The sequence below is a fragment of the Thermococcus sp. MAR1 genome (assembly GCF_012027305.1).
Lineage (GTDB): Archaea > Methanobacteriota_B > Thermococci > Thermococcales > Thermococcaceae > Thermococcus.
This window is the reverse complement of record NZ_SNUF01000001.1, coordinates 688,362-705,853: the sequence shown is the minus strand read 5'-3', so window position 1 is coordinate 705,853 and position 17,492 is coordinate 688,362. Positions and strand designations below refer to the sequence as shown.

Genomic DNA, 17,492 nt, shown 5'->3' with positions numbered 1-17,492 from the left:
TTGAAATTAATAGCAATTTCGCCTAAATTTTGCTAATTTCGCAGAAAAAGTTAAAAGGATAGCAAAATATCGACAAAAATTGAGGTGAAAAAATGCGTACTGATGAGCATCTTGACGAGCTGGACAGGATGATACTCCACATCCTTCAGGAGGACGGAAGGGCCAGCTACTCGGAGATAGCCAGACGTCTAAAGGTTCCGGAATCGACGGTCAGGCTCCGTGTGAAGAAGCTGATGGAGCGGGGCGTCATCAGGAAGTTCGCGGCGCTGATAAACCCCTTTAAAGCGGGTTACTCAATCGTTGCTTTTATAGCGGTTGATGTCGAGCCAAGCAGGGTGAAGAAAGCGGCGGAAGAGCTTAGCAAACTGCCGGAGGTGGACGTCCTAGGCATAGCAACCGGGGCGCACGACATACTCATGCAGGTGACCGTTAAGGACCTTCAGGAGCTGGAGAGCTTCCTCATTGAGAAGCTCGGAAGAATAGAGGGAATAAGGAGTACTGAAACCTCTATCCTGACGAGCGTACGCAAATGGGGCTACGCGAGGGTCTTTTAGGTGACCCTCTCCAGCCCGTTCTTCTTCACTATGTAGGTGTCCTCGTGCTTTATCGCCCCCTCAGGAATCATGAGGGGCGGGTGTATTATCGTCAGAACCATGTTCTCCTGGACCTTCGCCGCCCTCTGGGGGACGACTATTGTGGTTATTGGCGGCTCCTCTATGAGAAGACCAACGCCGTGGGTGTAGCCGGCTATGTAAGCTTCTCCAAAGCCCTTCCCCCTGAAGAACTCCGCGAGCTTCTTCTCGACGGCGTTGATTGGCACTCCTACCTTTGTCTCCTCAAGTGCAATCCTGTAGGCCTCTTCCTTGGCCTCGATGGCCCTTCTGACCCTTCGCCCTGGCTCTCCGACGATGAAGGTTCTCGCCATGTTGGCGTAGTAGTGGTTCCAGTCCGCCCCGATGACGATGGTAACGACGCCGTTCTCCGGAACCCTCAGGTCGCGGAACGGTTCGGCATGGGCTCTGGGCGTCACGGAAACGTAAACCTTCGGGTCTTCGCTGCCGTTCAGCATGAGCTCCCTGACCACCTCTGCCGCTATCTCAAGCTCACTCATCCCAGGCTTTATGACATCTTCGGCGACCTTCATTCCTTTACTGGCTATCCTCCCTGCATTTCTGATGTTGTCCAGCTCCCACTCGTCCTTTATCATTCTCAGGCCCATCGTGAGGTCGAGGATGTCCACTATCTCCACGGTGGGATTGAGACGCTCGAATATCTTGAGGAATATCAGATAAGCGTCGCGCTCTATGCCAAATTCGAGTCCAACACGGTTCATCCCGTTGCGGTGTATCCAGCCCACGACGCCGGCCATCAGGTCTTCCACCTTCTGGAACTCCACAATGTTTTCAATCCAGCTCTTCTCCCGGAAAAGCTCCGCTTCGCCTTTGACAACGTAAACGACCGGCTCTCCCTCGGCAGGGATGAGGAGGCTCGGCCGGAGCCACTTGGTGCCGGTGAAGTATATGAAGCTGGAGAGGGTTCTTATGACCGCCCCGTCGATGTCATTCTCCCTCAGGAGTCCCTGAAAGCGCTCCACACGTTTTCGAAATACCTCGGGGTCACCCCTCATCTTTCACACCACCTTGATAACGAGGAATGCCATGTCGAGGCTCCCCCCGTTGGAGACCGCATGCGGTACTCCCTTCGGGAGGTGTACGGCGGTTCCCTTCTTAACCTCTGTCCTTTCATCACCGACCTCCACGATGCCCCTGCCCTTGAGGACGTAGATGAACGCATCAACCGGCGTTGTATGTCTCTTCAGACTCTCCCCGGGCTTCAGGGTTATGTAGAATATCTGAGCACTTTCCTCGTCCATCAGCTTTCTCACGTCCACCCCGTGAGGATTTTCAACCCTATCGGCCTCTTCGACCCCAACGACCTTCATCTCAGTCCCTCCAGTCCAGCAGTCTCTTCTCGCCCTCAATCTTCCTGTAGGGCTCGATGTCCATTGTCATTTCGAGGGTTCCCAGATAGTTGCCCTCGCTGTCAAAGAGCGGCACATACTTGATGTAAACATACTTCGGCCCGAGCCTGAGCCAGAAGGTGGCTTCGCTCTTCCTGCCCTCCTTGAATGCCCTGAGTATCTTGTTGACGATGTGGACGCTCTTCGGCGGGTGGCAGAGCTGAACCGGTCTTCCGAGGACCGAGGGAGTTCTAGCGAATATCCTCTCTCCCGGAGAGAAGAAGCGAACCCTGTCGTCCCTGTCTATAAAGGTTATATCTACTGGAAGGGCCTCGAATATCGCCTTGAGTTCCTCAAGGTTCACGTAGCCGGTTCCGAGGTCGATGTCGCCCTCGCGCTTCAGCTGGCTTTTGTCAAACTCCAGAGGACGGCCTTTCAGGGCCTGCTGAACTTCCTTTGGAAGGTTCAGCAGTTCTTCAACGCTCAGCTCTGGATCAATCTCCCAAGGGTGGAGGGGCTCAACTCCGGGATCCCACTCCGGCGGATTAACCTTGTAGTAACCGAACTCATTTTCCTGCATCCTTATTGCCTTCCATTCTCCGTCTGAGAGGAGGGCTTTAAGAGTGGGATAGTAGATGTTGTTCTCCCTGAAAACCATGTCGCTCAGCGCGAACGAAGCCTCTCCGGCTTTCTCCTTAAAGCGCTCAACGAACTCTTCCCAGGGCATCTCATTCCTTTTCCTCAGGAGTTCGGCGAGCCTCTTTATCATGAACCGGATTTCGTCGTGCTTCGTCCACAGAACGGTGGCTATTGCCGTAAGACCTCTCCGCTCAATGTAGGGGAAGGTGAGCATCTCCTCCCTGTTGTAGTGGGTGAAGCCGACCTTTCTGAGGTTGCCCACTATCTCCTCCAAGACACCGAGGATTTCAGCTTTCATGCGCTCATCTTTGGTAGTCGCCAAAGTCCTCACGTAGAGGTTGAGCATCTCAGAATCTTTCATAATCTCCTTGTTCTCAAGGTAGAGCGTCTTGAGCGGGTGCCCCTCAGGTAAATCTTTTTCCTCAAGCTCCTCCGTTCCGGCAACCGCTTCTCTGAACAGCTCGACGTGTAAATCACACATCTTCGCAATGTCTTTAGCAGAGACCCCCTCCTTTACAAGCTCCTGCTCTATGATTGGAATTTCAAGGGGGGAAATACCGCTCAACACTACCCTAAACTCCTCCTTGAGTTCGTTAACGTCCTCCCCTTCATGAATCCTGAGGAGAAGCTTCTTCAGCTGCTCCTTCTTGTACTCGCGATTCTTCAGCAACTCAGTCATCTTTACCACCTTCATGACAAGTGTCATATAAAACGTTTATAAGCATTGCTGGGCATATCTGCCCAACAAAGTTTATATGCCGCACGTCATAAAATTGAACGGTGAAGGACAATGATACTCGATGTTCGTGGATTGCAGCCCCCTCAACCGGCTGTTATGATAATGGAAGCCCTCTCCAAGCTCGAAGTAGGGGAAACTCTTGAGGTAATCGGTGACAGACCTTTCGTTGACATGCTGGGAAAACTTGAGGATGCCGGCTATAGGATAGAGGTCGGCGAGGCCTCTGGCTTCTTCGTGCTGAGGGTTACTAAAACCGAAGAATCAAGGGGACTTAGCATAGAAACTAAGGAGTGCGACGATAAGCTTGAGGAGATAACGGAGGAAACCAACGTGGCCAAACTCCTGAAGGCATATCCAGAATCACTTAAAATACTCGTGAAGTATGGATTTTCGCCCCTTGAGAACCCCATGATGAGGAAGACCCTCGCGAGGACGATAAACTTGAGGCAAGCAAAGAAGCTCATTGGAATGAGCGACGAGCGCTTTGAGGAAATGATGGAGGAGATAAGGTCTCTCGCGAGATAAATGGGTAAGCGGAAGGGTTTTAAGTTTTTAGGCATATTTTTTTCGGTGGTCCCATGGGGAATAGGGGGAATGCAGGAAGGAAGCTCTTCGCCTCGGTTCTTCTCCTGGTTCCGTCCGTTGTGATGTTCCTTGAAAACGCCTCCCTGATGGAGGCACAGAGAGCGTTCAACTGGCTCCCCGGGGGAGTTTCAGAGTTCTTCCTCAGGATGGAGGAGTGGGTTGTGAGTCACATAGAACCGGCCCTCTTCTCGCCGACCGCCTATTCGGTCTTCGCCGTGGTTACGTTTGGTGTGATGATAACCTCCTTTGTCCTCGCGCTTCTTTCGGGCTGGAGTCTGAAAGAGAGCGGAAGGAACTCCCTCGGAAACTTCGTCAGGCTGTTCCTTTCCAGGTTTTTCATAGGCGAACTTGCCCTCTCGCTCTACGGCCTGTTCATATTTGTTCTCTTTGCAATAATTCTAACCGCATGGTTGCCCGATGCACTGGAAGCGGGAAATCCCTGGTTCATTGGGGGAACCATCTTATACTTCCTCTCGATAATCTTTGCGACAGCCTTCGCTTATCCTGCACAAAAACCCCCGGAGAAAGGAGAGGGCGAGGATAACCTGCCAAGGAAGGCAAGGTACCTTGTTTACGCCCTCAGTCGTCCCAGCCCGGTCTGGAGGAAGGCCCTCAGCAAGGCCGACTGCTATGACATGAAACGTAACAGGGAGATTGAGGTAAACGGAAGGAAGGTACCGGTCTCCCTGTTCCCCCTCTACGTTTCCATGGCATACCATAGCTCCTGTGACTCTCTTGAGAGGCTCTACCTAGTGGTTACCCCGGTTCACACGAAATGTAAAGGGAAAGAATGCAACGCTTTCAGAGTAGAGAGTGACGTCAAGGACATCCTCCAGCAGTTCTTCAAAAAGGCGAGCGAATGCCTCGGGGTTTCCTTCAGGGTTGAGTGGCCCTGTGAGGAGGCCGAAACGATTGGAAACTGGGAGCGAACCGTGACGGTAAAGTTCGTCAATGTTGGCGACCCCAACGACGTTAAGAGTATTTTCCAGGCCATAGCGAAATCCGAGATAAGGGAGCTCATCGAGAGGGAAAGTGATAACGTTACCTTCCACCTGACTGGGGGTACCGCTCCGGTGAGCATAGCGATGATGCTCCACGCGATAAAGGGAGACACTCACGCGGAGTACATAAAGCAGAACATCTACGACGCCGAGCCTGAGGACCTCCTCATGGCGGTCGATATGGACATCTTCGACCTTGAGGACCTCGCGAGGGAGCTCAGGGAGTACTTCGAGAGGCGGTACGAGAAAAACCTGGATAACAGGGTTCCTTTGGACTAAACCGGTCAAATCAGACGTTTTTATTTTCAAATTTTTTGAAGGGTTTTGACGGTTTGAAATTTTCTGATTGTGCGTTTACACGTCTTTTACAAGATAATGAATATACCGGATCAGGTTTTTGAAAAAATTCTGGCTTTTAACCCGGTTTTTCAATAAGAATTTTTAGGTTGTGCCCGTTCAAGCACGAGTATGCAAAAAAGCAGGACGTCCCTTTTATACGGTACAAGTCCCTTAAAAAAGCTGAAAAAGACAAGAGAGATAAAATCGGACGCTTTTCAGAGCCCCGTCAAATGAGAGCTTTTCAGCCACTTTCTGAGTTGATGGACCCATAAAATTACGGTCTCAAAGCCAGATCTGCATCAAGCCGTCCCTTCAGGAGTTTTGTCACATCTGAATGCTCCAGCGTCTGACTCTTAACGGAGAAATCCTCCAAATCCCAAAAGGAAGGTGATTTGCATTGAATCATTAATAATACCACCATTGTTAGTTTGAACTGGGCCTTTGCCTGTCTCTTTCTCCAGCCACGGGAAAGGACGCAAAAGAACGAAAATTTTATAAACATCAACTATCAAACGCTTAAATGGCAAAAGAAGCAAAAATCTGGACAGTTTGCAAACATGCCTTGCAGGTGTAATCAGTGCCTAGGACCGGCCTTAAGTGCAGGCAGATGATGCTCTTTTCAGTTCATTCATGGCGTATAGTTGAACATAATAGTGCGTTTTCTTGCATCGAAGGTTGATTTCGCGTTGCTAACTCTTCTTGTTGCATAGGGAATGGCTGAGAATAGTACGCATCGTAAAACAATGCGAAGCAAGCAGGTCGGGGCAACGAGAAGCACCGGAAGAATCATGTTCACCAGCCGCAACGCGCATCAAAATGCACGAGTGCCGTTAACGGGATTGTCACAGTAAGAGTGAGACAACAATTGAAAAAGCTAGGGAAATCATCTCAGGACTTCGAGAACCCTACCGTACTCGAAACCGCTCAGCTTGAGCCTTTCGTTTTTCCAGTCTTCCATATTCTTCCCGCGCCATATTCCATGGAGTTCGTAGTGCAACTCCAGGTAGTGCAAGTTCAGCTCGCCTAGTGTTACCGCCAGGGTGTAGATTGTATCCCTCAGCTCCTCCCAGGTGCACTCGAAGGTCATTCCAAAGGAGAAGTCCCATTCAAGCCTGAAGGGCAGGAGGCCGGAGTGGCTTACAGCCTCCATCTCCGCGTAAGCCCTCTCATCGAACGTAACAACGAGGACGTTGGCGTGTTTCTCCTCTGCGAAGGATTTGTAATCGAGGGCTATCTTCGTGTCTCCCTGTGCGTTTCTTTTGCTGTTGGCCTTCTCGACACCGAGCGAGCGGAGCCTTTCAAGCTCCACAAGGGCAAGGCTGGCGAGCCTCGCCTTCGGCGTCGGCTGGTTGGAGTACTCACGGGGGCCTTGTGAGTAGGGCAGTTTCCTGTTCACCTGCCTGCCTATCTCAAGGGCCACCTCGTCGGAGTAAACGAAGTCGAACCTCAGGTTGCCCCTCTCGTAGAACGCTTCCTCGTTGAGCATCTTGGAGGGAACCCGGAACATCAGCGCGTTCGTGTCGAATCCGATGTACAACGGCCTTCCTGAACGGAGGAGCGTTTCAATTGTATTTTTCAGCTCCCCCCAGTTTCGGAAGGTGTTCATTCCTGCTATTATCGCCTCCTTCATCATAGTGTGCCCGCCGTGAAGCTCCTTGTCAAGCTCGATGTAGTCGTTTATCCTGAGCCTGGCACGCCCCCCTAGGTGGACGCTCCCTATCGGCTGGTTCCCAACCTTGAGCTGAAACCTCCGGACATCATCAAGGTAAAGGGAATCCAGGAGGGCCATGAGGTCTTCCCTGGTAACCTGAAACCTGCTGGGGGATTGTCCCTCCCTCCTCCTCGCTTCAAGCTTTCCCTCCTTCCCGGTCAGTTCCTTCTTCCTGAAGAGCCTCTGCTTTACCATGGGCACCTCAAAGAGGAGTTTCCCCAGGTACCTCCTGAAGTCCTCAAGGTGGAGGTAAGTTACCTCGTCAGCCCCTCCCGCGAGAGAGGCCCCGAGCAGGAGTGCGCTCATGAACTTCCTCCCGGGCGTTATGTCCACTATCACCTCGTAGCCCTTTTCCTTTAACCCCTTCACGAGCTTCAAGGCCAGCTCCCTGAAGGATACAGGATCCGATTCATCGAACTTCAGGGAAACTTCACTGTGAACTCTTATCTCCTTCCCGTAAGCCCTGGAAAGCCTTTCAACGAGCTCCACCACCCTTGAGAGCTCTTCAATTACCTCCTCGTTCCAGAGGAGGTAAACCTCATCCGGAATCCATGAGTAGGCCTCTGCCAGGTACCAGATGGGGTTGAAGACGGCCTCTGGGGAGGTTCCCACGGTCGTGACGTACGCCTTCTTTTCCCGGCCCATATAACCACCTCACTGGAGTATCCAGAGCATTCCAAAGCCGGCCCAGAGACCGGCGAGGAAGGCCGAAAAGTAGAGGGTGGCCTGCCAGAGCCTGTCCAAGAGGGTGTGGTCCCCTTCAGATTTTTCAATAGAGAGATAAAACAGGACGGTAAAAATGAGGCCGGTCACTAATGCTAGGACCCTTGCCTCCTCGAAGAGTCCCCAGGCGTACCTGAGGAGGTAGAGAGACAGGAGAATCGATGCTATTTCTATTCCCCACAGCCACAGGTATGGGTTTATCGAGCTCCTCCCCTCGTAGTGGAGCTGTGAGAACCCCACCCACACAACTCCCCCCACCACGAAAGAACCTAAGAGAGCCACAAGAGCCAGAACCCCGGCGAGATTGTGGTAGCCCAGCTTATCGACGTAAAAGCCGAGCACTCCGAGTGCACCGAGTGTTGCGAGGCCGGCTACAAGACCCGCAACTGCGCCTATCGTTGCCCCTGCGACAGTTACCTCAAAGTCCATCGTCGTTCCAGTGCCCTGCTCCAAGGAGAGCAGGAATGGAATACCAAACGTCCCGAGGAAGGCCCCTATAACGGCCAGCTTCGGGTTCGTTACACCGTGGTAGTAGCCGTAGAAGAGCCACTCGGGTAGGGAGTTGGTCGAGGCCAGGTGGTTCAGAAGGGCGAAGAGGGGCACTGAAACAACGAACATAGCCGGACCGACCGGATAAACAGACCCGTCATAGTACTGCTTCTCGAAGAGTGTTATGCCCGTCACGGCCTGGAGGGCGAGGGGTATGAAGGCAAAAGGCCCCAATGCCATGAAGTAGAGGGCTATTATGAAGACGTCTCCCTCCGCCATCTCCTCGATGACGGCGTTCTCTATTGCTCCCGCCATCAGGCCGATGAGCCCCCAGATGACGGTGCTCGAAATCGGGAAGAACTTGGCGGTTATTATCGCCAGGGGGATTGAGAGGACGAAGACCAGGGTTGCCAGTCTCTCCCTGTTGGTCGAGAGGAGGTAGGCGAAGAGCAGGTACGCCAGCCCGGTTGGAAAGCCGTAGATGAGACCATCAAGATTCCCGAGGAAAAAGCCGGCTATGGCCCCAAAGGCAAGGAAGACGTATATAATGAGTTTGAAGTAGTCCATCCAGGCGAAGATGAGTAAAACGTAGGCTATGAACACGGCGAAGTTACCGTTGTCGAGGTCAAACAGCTCAAGGAACGTGAGACTCGTGACAGTCAAAACGATGAAGCCAAGGGCTTTCCCAACCCACTTTGTCATAAAAATCTCCCCCAACCATCGAGTACACAGCTTTAGTGGTTGTTAGGTATTAAGACGTTTAACTGAACCAATATTCTGTGGCCTCCGTGCAGTTATATAAACCCTTCTCCTATTCGCCAAAAGTTTTTTATATTTCGGAGTTGCCATGACTACCATGTTCACAAAGTCACGCTCGTGCACCTGTCTGTCTTCTGGGGTGATGTTATGTACGAGGCTACCTTCGAGCTTGAAACCTTAACACCTCTCTTCATGCGCAGTGCCGATCAGAGGAAAGCCGAGTTCCGCTCGGCGAGCGTTAAAGGCGTCATGCGCTGGTGGTTCAGGGCTTTAGCAGGAAGCTACTTCGGGAGCGATATTGATGGGCTAAGAAGGGCCGAGTGCAGGGTCTTCGGTTGCGCCGGGAAGGAAACAAGGAGGAGCAGGGTTGTTGTTGAGGTGGATATTGGTGACTATGAATCCAAGAACAGACCCTTACCAATGGTATGGAACAAACGGAGTCGGAAAAGAATTTCATCTCCAGCCATACCCGAAGGAACGAAGCTTACAATAAAGCTAAAATCTCATGACGAAAATGCATTGGAACTTGCATCGTATTCACTTGTAGCGATGAGCTATTTTGGGGGTTTAGGGTTCCGGAGCAACAGGGGTGCGGGGTCTGTCTGGATAACAAATGTGAAAATAAGACAACATTCAATCATGGATATATCCCTCCCCTCAAAAGAATCTGAATACAGGGAATTTCCAGATATTCTTGTTTCTAAAGTTAATGCCATTTTGAGGGAAATGGGATATTCTAAGAAACGGGAAATAGAATATCCTGAGAAATCTGGAAAGTGTCTTCAGTATTCCACGATGTCAAAAGAATGTTTCAGCGTGTGGCTATGGGGGGAATGCTCGGAACTTGGAGGAGTTTACTATTCATCAAATCCTGTATGTAACAATGGAAATGGAGAAGGATCTAATTCCAAAAGACTCCTCGATGCCTTTGAGGCCTGCTTTAAGGATGAAGAATGCCATACTTCAAAGAGGGGGTACAAGGATTGGGTTTTTGGAACTCCGAGACCAAGGAGAGCGTCTCCAATGAAAGTTGGAGTTGTGAAACTTGATGGCAAGTACCATCTCAGGTTCTCTGTTTTCAAAACAGATCCCTTTAGCCCAAAGGTTAGAGTAAATTGGGATCACATAGATGGGTTCCTTCGTAAGATAAGGGCCAAAAGAATCTACCCCCTGAGGAGGTCTGACCATGAGCAACGAGTTTTTCAAAACCCTCGCCAATGTTCTTTCTGAGGTCACGCCTTCGAGGATACTCTCCAATGAGGTCCCCGACGACTGGTGGGAGCTCTCGATTCACAAGGTAAACAATAAGCATGGAATCCCCGCTCAGACTGTCCTCAAGCACCCGATAAGCGCCGAGGAAAAACCCCTCGAAAAGCTCAGCGAGTTCTGGAGCGGGGCAGATGATGGGAAGAGGAAGGAGTTCATCGAGGCCATACGAAAGGCCGAGGAAGAGGTCTTCTCCAAGCTTGAAGGGGCGGAAAGCCCCGGGGAGTTTGCAAGGCTCTGGAACGAGCTTCCCCAAAAGCTGAAAGAAGGATACGAGAAGGCACTTGAGGAACTTAATCTTAACCCCGACATTGCCAAGAAGATTGCTGAGGAGCTCGTTCACTTCCCCGCGGATCCCTCATTTCCGGACCACGACTGGCTGACGAGGACCGAGTTCTACGCCACGGTAAAGGCCATTAAAGGGAGTGGAAAGAAGCCCTACCTGCTCCGCTTCAAGATATCCCCTGTCCAGGGTTTCATAGGCAACGCGAGAAAGGAGCTGGACTTCTGGGCAGGCAGTCATCTGCTTTCAAGGCTGACGTATTTTGCCATAGAGGTTATACTCAGAGAAACGTGGCCAGGAGGAATAATATTTCCCCATCTTCGCGGGCAACCCTTCTTTGAAAATGACCTCAAAAGTATTGACCCCAAAAAATACGACATCCCAAACATGCCGAACAAAGTTTTGGCCGTAATCGGAGTTGATGCAAATTCTTCCTCCGAGGACTTTGAGAAAACACTGGAGAAAAGGATAAAGGAGAAGCTCGCCGGTTATTTGGAGTGGCTCCTCGAAGAAGCCTGGCAAATCTATGATATCGATAATTTCCTAAAGAATGGCCTTCAGCTGAGCAATAGCGATGTAAAAAAGGAAAAAGAAATTTCAAAGGAAATTTTGAAAGATTACTTCTACATAACAGTCTCCCTTTGGCCTTACGAAGGAAACCTTGAAGTGGTCGATAGGCACCTTCGAGAAGTCTTCTCCAAACTTGGCAGGGAAGATGAGAACGTTCTCTACCCCTATCTCTTCGCACTCCTTGACCAGAAGACGGAGTTTAAGTCCAACAAGTGGGAGAGGAGAGAGGTACCGGACGGATTCAAGTGCACCGTCTGTGGCGAGATTCCTGCCATTGGACAGTACGCCAGAAATCCCGGTTACAGGGAGCTGAGAAAAGCCTGGAACAACCACACAAGAAAGCTCAGGAACAGAAAAATTTATGATATAAAAGACGGGGAGATGCTTTGCCCGCTGTGTCTCGTCAAGAGAGTTTATCCCAGAAAATACCTCAACGCGGGAAACACAACAAGAAAGCGTGTTGAGTCGGTAAGCGAAGTTGCCATACGCAAGAACGAGAGACTATGGCAACTATGGAAACGTTTGACGAGCAACGAGTCAAATCCTAATCTCTTTGAGAACCTTAAGAGACTTTTTAAAGCGCTTGGCAGGAACTCGGAGGTCTTTTACATTGAAAACGTTTCCTCCGTTGAAAGTCTGGCAAAGGTTTACGGGATCAGCGTGGATGAACTTGAAAATATCTTTCAGACGAAAGGTATCGCCCTTGATAAACTTCGCAATGAGGTCGAGGCTATAAAAAAGGAATACGGGGAGCCCCCGAAGTACTACGCGATACTAAAGATGGACGGAGACAACATGGGCAAGCTGATAAGCGGGACAAAGGGCATGAAGAAACTTAGTGAATACCCGAATACAGAAGATATCCCCAATGTTCCGGACGTAACCAAGCCCGTAACCCCTGCTATTCATGTGGCAATAACGCGTTCGCTCTCCAGGTTCGCCGTCGAGACAGTTCCAAATGGGGTGGAAAGACACAAGGGTGAAACAATACTAGCCGGTGGTGATGACGTTCTGGCGTTCCTGCCGACGAACACAGTTATCAAATGTGCTCATGAACTTCAGGAAAAGTTCAGGACGAACTGGGACGGCTTTCACCACCTTCAGGGCAGTACGAGGAGCATGAGTGCGGGCATACTGGTTGTACACTACAAGGAACCCCTTTACCATGCCTACGAGTTGGTGGGCGAACTCGAACACCTTGCCAAGGAATCGGGAAGAAACGCAATTGCTATTGGCTACCTAACACACAGTGGAAACTTTTACAGCGTCGTGGTAAATTGGGACATCTTTTCTGATGATAGCGAACTCTGGAAACTGCTCGGGACACTCGGGGACGAGATGAGCACCCGGCTTATCTACGAAATATTCGAGGATATAGAGCACTGGCCAGACGACCCTGATGCCATTGAAAGCCTCATAACCTATGAGTTCAAGAGGCATGTAAAAACCAACGTCGAGGAACTGGTTAGAGCTTTCCTCTGGACAGCCAGTCACATCAGAGTAGGCAATAATGAAAAGGTCCTAGAAAAGCTCGCCATTGACCCCATGTATGGGGATGTATACTACGGTTTGAGAGGTTCTGTGTCGTTCTGGCAACAAAATTTCAATGGTAAGATTATGCGGGAACAGCTCAAGAACGCGGCAATGCTCCTGAGAATCCTGAGAAAGATGGGGGTGTGAATGATGAGGATTCTATTCGACCCTTATGATGTCCTCTTTTTCAGGGACGGCAGACCCTTTGAAGCTGGCGACAGCCATCTCGGGAGAAGTGTAACATATATCCCTCAAACGACAGTAACCGGGGCAATTCGGTCTCTTCTATATAACCTGGATAGCCTGAAGTACAGGAATCTGATAAAAGTGGGGGAGGAGGAGCCGGGATTCACCGTTAAAGGTAGCTTTTTCTATAGGGGAGAAGAGCTGTTCCACCTCCCCCTGGATGTGGCGAGAGGTGAAAACGGCCTAGGAATTCTTAAACTGGAAGCAACAATAAAAAATTATCGGCCCGTAACCCTTGAAGAAAGCCTCCACTTTTCAAGGGCCTCGGGATTCTTGGGACTCGAGGGGATGAAAGAATACCTCCGTGGCAGGTTTGATGAAGACTACGTGGTAAACCCTCCAGATGTGTTCCTGCTGGAAGACAGGATAGGAGTGGGTCTCGACACCTCAAGAACGGCAAAGATGGGATTGCTGTACAGGACAAGAAACCTACGGCCCGTAAAAGATGTGAAGATATCGGTCTGGATTGATGACGGCAAGAGTAACGGTTTGAGGGACATAGAGAACGATCTTGCAAAGGCCGTCGCAACCCGCCTGGGAGGTGAGGGTCACTTTTCATTCGTAAAAGTGGAGAACCATAAGCCATGGTCTAAACTAAACGAGGAGCTCAAAAAGGAACTTGGGGATAAGGATAACGGCATTGTGAAGCTTTACGTGGCAACCCCCCTCATACTGAGTGAAAACAATGAAACCGGGACAGTTTACACGTGGGACGTGAGTGTTGCACTGAAAGAGCTGGACGTAAAGGCCGAGATTGTGAAGACCTTTCTGGGGAAGCCTATCCGGGTTGAGGGGTGGGATTTTGTGAGAAGGAGGCCGAAAAAACCCCGCTTTGCGGTTCCCCCCGGAAGCGTTTACTACCTGAAAATCCGGGAGGGGACTGAGAACTTAAACCCCGTAATGAAACTCGGAGAACTTCAAAAGCTTGGTTTTGGGCTGGTCTTCACAGGAAAAGTTGAAGGTGATTAAAGTGGGAGTCTATCACGTGTCGGGTCTTGGAACAAGCCCGGGGGCTGTTACAATGCCCTTGACGTGCGTATACATACTCCAAGCCGCGGCGAGGCTTGGACATAGGGGAGCCAGTGACTTTTTCAAGTTTTCAGGTGAATCCGAGAAGAAGGGAAGCTATGAGAAGGCAAAAGGACAACCGGAGGCTCTGATAGTCTTTGATTCCAAGGAGGCAATAGAAGGGAAGTTAAGACTAAACTATTCTTCGGGGTGGTTTAATCTTAAACCAAAAAACTCCGAGCCCGTTCACGAACCAATCGTTAGTTATCTCTGCAAGCTTATCGGTAAGCTCAACGATACACTTGAGAAAAATAACGCTGAGGGGTTAAAACCACCAAAATACTTCTATCTTGTTAAGGTGGATTATCAGAACTTTGACGACGTCTTCGTGAAGGCCGGGGCACTGTACTATGCCATCAGGAGAAAGGAGGTATGGACAAACCTCATAGGAGGCAGTAATCAGATAAACCTCGCCCTCATGATATCCGGTGCCTACACCGCCGTTCCGAGCAGGTACTACTACGTTTTCCAGAACTCCAACCGCCTCGAACCCGAGTGGCTTAGCTCCCTCCCAAAAGATGCCAACAAAATAAATGCCCACTCCTATATTATTCTTGAGAAATGGTACCAGTTTCCGCCCCTGAACCTGGGAATCGGCACAATCCTGAGGGAGCTCACCATAGAGTTCCAAGGGAAAAGCGTCATAAACAAGAAAGAAGTCGAGGACATTCTCGAGAAGAGGGGTTACACCGAGAAGTTTCTCCCCAAGCTCATAGAGGCAGGTTACATAATCCCCGAAGGGGAAGAGGGCTTCAAGAAAGGCCCGTTCATTGAGAAATATATGGAGCTCTTTGGAAAGCTTGAGGACTACAGAGAGAAGCTAGATTCCATCTCCAAGTGGAAGAAAGAATTCAGAGACATCATTGAGGAGGGGAACTTCGAATGCTAAGTTTCAAGACCAGAGAGCTGGACGACTTTGTCTTGGTCCATTTTGAGATAACCAGCCCCATAGAGCCCTCAATCCTGAAGTCCCTGAAACCACCGGAGGTAAATCCCAAAAAGGGTGTCGTTTTGAGTGGCAGAGGGCCAGTGTGGCTGTATGGTTTTCTCGCCCATTATTACCACCCAACGGCCTGGGTGGCAACCTACGACCCGAGGCTCGGCGCCGTGGTAGTTCAATCCCATGTGCCGGGAGTGGCTCCCGGCGATGTCTTTGAGATAAACCTCGAGGAGGTGTTGGTATGAAGTTTCTGGTTCTTGGCCTCTATTCCGTAACTCCCATCCATCCGGGAAGCGGTTCCGAGATAAGCGTTATAGACCTGCCGATACAGAGGGAGAGGCACACCGGCTTTCCTGTTGTGTGGGGCCAGAGCCTTAAAGGTGCTCTGAGGAGTGCCTTCCCCGGGGAGGACAATGACCCGGTTAAGATCTCGATATTCGGGCCGCCAACGGACAGAGCCCACGAGCACAGCGGAGCGATAAGCGTTGGAGACGCCAAAGTTCTTCTCTTCCCGGTCAGGAGCGTCAAGGGGCTCTTCGCCTACGTCACGAGCCCCTTTGTTCTTAAGAGGTTTGCCGAGGATCTAGAGCGAGCTGGGTTAATAGAAAAGTCCCAGATCGACCTACGTGTGGAAGATGGAAAGGCAATCGTCCTAGAGAAAGACCACTTCAACGTAATCCACGGGAGTGAGAAAGTCATTCTCGAAGACGTTTCACTCAATGTGGAGGAAAAGCAAATTCCCAAGGCAGTTCTTGATAATATCAAGAAGCTTATACCACGGAGCGACCTGACGAAGAGGCTCGTCATAGTTTCAGACGACCTGTTCACAATGTTCGTCAAGACCGGGACTGAGATAGTCACAAGAATAAGAATAAACCCCAACACGGGCACGGTGGACGAGGGAGCTCTGTGGTACGAGGAGTTCCTGCCTGCGGATACCCTCCTTTACTCAATAATACTGGTAAACGACCCAAGGAAAAAAATCGATAACGGGAAAAATGCCTTAAACGCCAGCAAGCTTGCTGAGAATTTGAAGAGTAAGCTCAGTGGTTTTATCCAGCTCGGCGGAGACGAGACCGTTGGCAAGGGCTTCGTAAAAATTTCGTGGGTGACAGGGGATGAGCACTGAGCAGGAAAGGGCAAAATTTGCCTACGATAAAGTAAGCGGAATAAAAGGGAAGGGCTTTGAGGATGACTACAAAAGCTACGTTAAGCGTGCTCCAGCGATGATTCTAACCAACGGGCTGATACAGACGCTGGCTTACTATAAATCTAAATCCAAGGGGGCAGATGCATACGAGGAGCTCTTCAACCAAATAAACGAGTGGTTGAAGAGTATGGGGTACTTTAAGGAAGATTGCAACGAAAACAGGGTGAACAACGTCCTTGAATGGCTCATTAAATGCGCCAATGATATAGAGATTTATATGGCGACCCTTGAAACGCTTTCACTCCTCAACTGGCTCAAGCGCTTCGCCGATGCAATGATAGGCAAGAAGGGGGAGAAATCGTGAGGATTGTTTTCCACAAGAGGAGGAACGAAGAAATTCTGAGGAATGGAATCGCAGATGGCATCAGTGATAAAAGTCTGAACCTGAGCCTCTACCTTGACAAGTACGTTCCGGTAAGCAGAGATGGAAGAATCGAGACTGAAAGCCCCACCCGTGCTAAGGTCCTTGCCCTTGAAACCCTTTTGAAGCTGAGGGAAGATAGAAACGGATCTCAGTTTAGAAAAGAAAAAGATAATCCCAGGATTAAGATTGGAAAAAAAGTCGTCCAGGAATACGCGGGCTATCTCACGGAATACAGGAAACTACCAGAGAGAACGTTTAAGATGCACACGAAGACAAGGCTGGTGGTGGGTCTCGGGGACGAGAGCGTCTATGAAACAAGCATAAGGCTCCTCAGGAACTATGGTGTTCCATACATTCCGGGCTCGGCCCTGAAGGGGATAGCGAGGAGCTATGCAATAGAAAAGCTGGTAGAAGCAGTTGGTTCCCAGAAGGTGTTCTCGACCCTAAGAAGAATAACCGAGAACATTGAAAAAAGATACCTCAAAGAATATCCCAAAGAGAAAACGGAGTTCAACAGAGATTTCTACGGGGCAATGGAAGTCCTAAGCGAGGCCCTCAGCATAAATGATGAGGATCTGAAGAAAATTCTCAAGGAGAAACTGGGGGACTTTCTGAGCTGGGAGATTAGGGTGAAGGGAGAGAAAGAGAAGGGAGAGATAAAAATCACAGTGAAGGAATTGAGGAAAATATTCGGAACCGTTGGGAAAGAAGGCAAAGTCGTCTTCCTTGACGCCCTTCCTCTGCCCCCGAGGTTCGAGGACTGGGACATTTTTGAGTGGGACATAATGAACCCCCACTACGGACCGTACTATCAGGATGAAAAGCCTCCTGGGGATTGGTACAGTCCGAAGCCCATAAAGTTCCTGACTGTAAAGGAGAAAACGAAGTTCCTCTTTGGCCTCAGAAAATCAACCACCTGTCACGGCGGTTGCAAAGTCCTTGTAAAAAAAGCGGAACCCCTGCTGAGGGAAGCTCTCAAACACCACGGCGTCGGGGCGAAGACGAGCCTCGGTTACGGCAGGTTTTAGGTTCCCAGTAACTCCGACCTTTTACCTTTTCTCACTGAT

Annotated in this window: 16 protein-coding genes; 11 read left to right on the top strand and 5 right to left on the bottom strand. The window is 50.3% G+C overall.

The window, feature by feature from the left end; genetic code table 11:
- Positions 1 to 92 precede the first annotated feature (92 nt).
- Positions 93 to 554: an Lrp/AsnC family transcriptional regulator gene (locus E3E25_RS03995; RefSeq protein ID WP_167891910.1), complete on the top strand. Its 462-nt coding sequence runs from the start codon at positions 93 to 95 to the stop codon at positions 552 to 554.
- Here the strand turns inward: E3E25_RS03995 and E3E25_RS03990 are convergent.
- Genes E3E25_RS03990 through E3E25_RS03980 form a run of 3 tightly spaced genes read right to left on the bottom strand, consistent with a single transcriptional unit; the run spans position 551 to position 3,278 of the window.
- Positions 551 to 1,627, bottom strand: coding sequence for a Xaa-Pro peptidase family protein (locus tag E3E25_RS03990; RefSeq protein ID WP_167891909.1), 1,077 nt, complete (start codon positions 1,625 to 1,627; stop codon positions 551 to 553). The genes E3E25_RS03995 and E3E25_RS03990 overlap by 4 nt on opposite strands.
- Positions 1,628 to 1,630: 3 nt before the next feature.
- A complete protein-coding gene (locus tag E3E25_RS03985) occupies positions 1,631 to 1,942 on the bottom strand; it encodes a cupin domain-containing protein (RefSeq protein ID WP_167891908.1) in 312 nt (103 codons plus the stop codon).
- A gap of 1 nt (position 1,943) precedes the next feature.
- The gene (locus tag E3E25_RS03980; RefSeq protein WP_167892664.1) at positions 1,944 to 3,278 is read right to left on the bottom strand and encodes a DUF438 domain-containing protein; all 1,335 of its coding nucleotides are present in this window, start codon (positions 3,276 to 3,278) and stop codon (positions 1,944 to 1,946) included.
- A 111-nt stretch (positions 3,279 to 3,389) separates the two neighbouring features.
- On the opposite strand from E3E25_RS03980, the gene E3E25_RS03975 reads away from it, so the two are divergent.
- Together E3E25_RS03975 and E3E25_RS03970 are read left to right on the top strand one after the other, a co-directional pair.
- The gene (locus tag E3E25_RS03975) at positions 3,390 to 3,863 is read left to right on the top strand and encodes a DUF1858 domain-containing protein (protein ID WP_167891907.1); all 474 of its coding nucleotides are present in this window, start codon (positions 3,390 to 3,392) and stop codon (positions 3,861 to 3,863) included.
- 53 nt (positions 3,864 to 3,916) lie between these two features.
- A complete protein-coding gene (locus E3E25_RS03970; RefSeq protein WP_167891906.1) occupies positions 3,917 to 5,203 on the top strand; it encodes a hypothetical protein in 1,287 nt (428 codons plus the stop codon).
- A 943-nt stretch (positions 5,204 to 6,146) separates the two neighbouring features.
- Here E3E25_RS03970 and E3E25_RS03965 read toward each other — a convergent pair.
- Entirely contained in the window at positions 6,147 to 7,619 is a 1,473-nt protein-coding gene (locus E3E25_RS03965; protein ID WP_167891905.1) for a hypothetical protein, read from the bottom strand.
- Between the two features lie 9 nt (positions 7,620 to 7,628).
- The gene (locus tag E3E25_RS03960) at positions 7,629 to 8,888 is read right to left on the bottom strand and encodes a hypothetical protein (protein ID WP_167891904.1); all 1,260 of its coding nucleotides are present in this window, start codon (positions 8,886 to 8,888) and stop codon (positions 7,629 to 7,631) included.
- Positions 8,889 to 9,092: 204 nt separating this feature from the next.
- Between E3E25_RS03960 and cmr1 the strand changes: the two genes are divergently transcribed.
- Genes cmr1 through cmr6 form a run of 8 tightly spaced genes read left to right on the top strand, consistent with a single transcriptional unit; the run spans position 9,093 to position 17,453 of the window.
- A complete protein-coding gene (cmr1, locus tag E3E25_RS03955) occupies positions 9,093 to 10,175 on the top strand; it encodes a type III-B CRISPR module RAMP protein Cmr1 (protein ID WP_167891903.1) in 1,083 nt (360 codons plus the stop codon).
- Positions 10,132 to 12,744, top strand: a complete 2,613-nt coding sequence (gene cas10, locus E3E25_RS03950) for a type III-B CRISPR-associated protein Cas10/Cmr2 (RefSeq protein WP_167891902.1) — start codon at positions 10,132 to 10,134, stop codon at positions 12,742 to 12,744. Before cmr1 ends, cas10 begins: the two co-directional genes overlap by 44 nt.
- A complete protein-coding gene (gene cmr3 / locus E3E25_RS03945) occupies positions 12,745 to 13,812 on the top strand; it encodes a type III-B CRISPR module-associated protein Cmr3 (protein WP_167891901.1) in 1,068 nt (355 codons plus the stop codon).
- A complete protein-coding gene (locus tag E3E25_RS03940; protein ID WP_167891900.1) occupies positions 13,769 to 14,800 on the top strand; it encodes a hypothetical protein in 1,032 nt (343 codons plus the stop codon). The genes cmr3 and E3E25_RS03940 overlap by 44 nt, the downstream gene beginning before the upstream one ends.
- Complete coding sequence (crn3, locus tag E3E25_RS03935) at positions 14,794 to 15,096, top strand: CRISPR-associated ring nuclease Crn3/Csx3 (RefSeq protein ID WP_167891899.1); 303 nt, start codon at positions 14,794 to 14,796, stop codon at positions 15,094 to 15,096. Before E3E25_RS03940 ends, crn3 begins: the two co-directional genes overlap by 7 nt.
- The gene (gene cmr4 / locus E3E25_RS03930) at positions 15,093 to 15,980 is read left to right on the top strand and encodes a type III-B CRISPR module RAMP protein Cmr4 (protein WP_167891898.1); all 888 of its coding nucleotides are present in this window, start codon (positions 15,093 to 15,095) and stop codon (positions 15,978 to 15,980) included. The genes crn3 and cmr4 overlap by 4 nt, the downstream gene beginning before the upstream one ends.
- A complete protein-coding gene (gene cmr5 / locus E3E25_RS03925; RefSeq protein WP_167891897.1) occupies positions 15,970 to 16,365 on the top strand; it encodes a type III-B CRISPR module-associated protein Cmr5 in 396 nt (131 codons plus the stop codon). The genes cmr4 and cmr5 overlap by 11 nt, the downstream gene beginning before the upstream one ends.
- The gene (gene cmr6, locus E3E25_RS03920) at positions 16,362 to 17,453 is read left to right on the top strand and encodes a type III-B CRISPR module RAMP protein Cmr6 (protein ID WP_167891896.1); all 1,092 of its coding nucleotides are present in this window, start codon (positions 16,362 to 16,364) and stop codon (positions 17,451 to 17,453) included. The genes cmr5 and cmr6 overlap by 4 nt, the downstream gene beginning before the upstream one ends.
- Positions 17,454 to 17,492: the final 39 nt, after the last annotated feature.

Bases quoted from the DNA above. Each gene is read 5' to 3' on its own strand.
- crn3 (WP_167891899.1), top strand. From the start codon at position 14,794: ATGCTAAGTTTCAAGACCAGAGAGCTGGACGACTTTGTCTTGGTCCAT.
- cmr4 (WP_167891898.1), top strand. From the start codon at position 15,093: ATGAAGTTTCTGGTTCTTGGCCTCTATTCCGTAACTCCCATCCATCCG.
- E3E25_RS03970 (WP_167891906.1), top strand. From the start codon at position 3,917: ATGGGGAATAGGGGGAATGCAGGAAGGAAGCTCTTCGCCTCGGTTCTT.
- E3E25_RS03980 (WP_167892664.1), bottom strand. From the start codon at position 3,278: ATGACTGAGTTGCTGAAGAATCGCGAGTACAAGAAGGAGCAGCTGAAG.
- cmr5 (WP_167891897.1), top strand. From the start codon at position 15,970: ATGAGCACTGAGCAGGAAAGGGCAAAATTTGCCTACGATAAAGTAAGC.
- E3E25_RS03985 (WP_167891908.1), bottom strand. From the start codon at position 1,942: ATGAAGGTCGTTGGGGTCGAAGAGGCCGATAGGGTTGAAAATCCTCAC.
- E3E25_RS03995 (WP_167891910.1), top strand. From the start codon at position 93: ATGCGTACTGATGAGCATCTTGACGAGCTGGACAGGATGATACTCCAC.
- E3E25_RS03960 (WP_167891904.1), bottom strand. From the start codon at position 8,888: ATGACAAAGTGGGTTGGGAAAGCCCTTGGCTTCATCGTTTTGACTGTC.
- cmr1 (WP_167891903.1), top strand. From the start codon at position 9,093: ATGTACGAGGCTACCTTCGAGCTTGAAACCTTAACACCTCTCTTCATG.
- E3E25_RS03990 (WP_167891909.1), bottom strand. From the start codon at position 1,627: ATGAGGGGTGACCCCGAGGTATTTCGAAAACGTGTGGAGCGCTTTCAG.
- E3E25_RS03965 (WP_167891905.1), bottom strand. From the start codon at position 7,619: ATGGGCCGGGAAAAGAAGGCGTACGTCACGACCGTGGGAACCTCCCCA.
- cas10 (WP_167891902.1), top strand. From the start codon at position 10,132: ATGAGCAACGAGTTTTTCAAAACCCTCGCCAATGTTCTTTCTGAGGTC.
- cmr3 (WP_167891901.1), top strand. From the start codon at position 12,745: ATGATGAGGATTCTATTCGACCCTTATGATGTCCTCTTTTTCAGGGAC.
- E3E25_RS03975 (WP_167891907.1), top strand. From the start codon at position 3,390: ATGATACTCGATGTTCGTGGATTGCAGCCCCCTCAACCGGCTGTTATG.